General features: G+C 41.7%; 1 pseudogene. It reads left to right on the top strand.

From position 1 onward, the window contains the following. Positions 1 to 122 precede the first annotated feature (122 nt). Positions 123 to 1010: pseudogene (locus K9V48_RS28120) on the top strand (reverse transcriptase N-terminal domain-containing protein); the annotation flags it as partial. Between the last annotated feature and the right edge of the window lie 91 nt (positions 1011 to 1101).

Here is a 1101-nt window from a genome sequence, read left to right as displayed (position 1 = left end):
GATGGATACTGTCGTCCTTATGGACAAATCTATGACAGACTCGAAAGAGGGCCCACTTCTTATAGGTCTTCAACACGAAAATAAATTTGTGGTTAATTTCTGACGAAAAGGAGCGTGCAGTTATGAACACCTCGAAACGAGCGTCGGCGCACGCCTCGTATACCAATTGGAATTCAGTAAACTGGAATGAAATTCAAAAGTATGTGACGAAGCTACGACAAAGAATTTATCGTGCCGAACAACTTAAACAACAAAGGAAGGTACGAAAACTTCAACGACTACTCCTACGGAGTGAAGCGAACCTACTGTTGTCGATTCGAAAAGTGACACAACAGAATAAAGGAAAACGCACCTCTGGTGTAGATGGTTACACAGCATTGCATGCCGGCAGACGTAATGAATTATATCGGCAATTAAAGCAACAGAATATATTTCAACATCGCCCGAAACCGGCAAAACGAACCTATATTGCGAAGAAAAATGGAAAACTGAGACCACTCGGTATTCCGACTATTAAAGATAGAGTCTATCAGAACATGGTGAAGAACGCACTGGAACCTCAATGGGAAGCAAAATTCGAACCTTCCTCATATGGATTTCGTCTAAAGCGAAGCACCCATGATGCGATGAGCAATATCTTTAACAAGATTAACACCAATAGTAAGAAAAAATGGATATTCGAAGGGGACTTTAAGAGTTGTTTTGATCGTCTGAGTCATGAATGGATAGAGAAACAAACCTCTTGGTTTCCAGGAAAAGCACTCATTAAAAGATGGTTGAAGATGGGATATGTAGATCAACACGTGTTTTCCGAAACACAAGAAGGCACTCCCCAGGGAAGTATCGCTTCTCCTCTGTTAGCGAATATTGCACTTCACGGAATGGAAGAAGAGCTTGGTATTATATATCATAAAACAGGTAAACCAAATGGAAGTTACGCTATCCATCCCAAGTGCAAGGTAGCTCTTGTTAAATATGCAGATGATTGTGTGCCACGAAGGCAACCAAAGTGTGCGTAAGCACACAAGGAAGCTATGCTGCACTCAAGATGAGAGTAGGCCTCTCGCAATCGCTATACAGGTAGAGATTGCAAACCACTTT

Source organism: Metabacillus rhizolycopersici (assembly GCF_020075705.1).
Note: the sequence above shows the minus strand (reverse complement) of the source record. Positions and strands in the feature narration are given on the sequence as shown.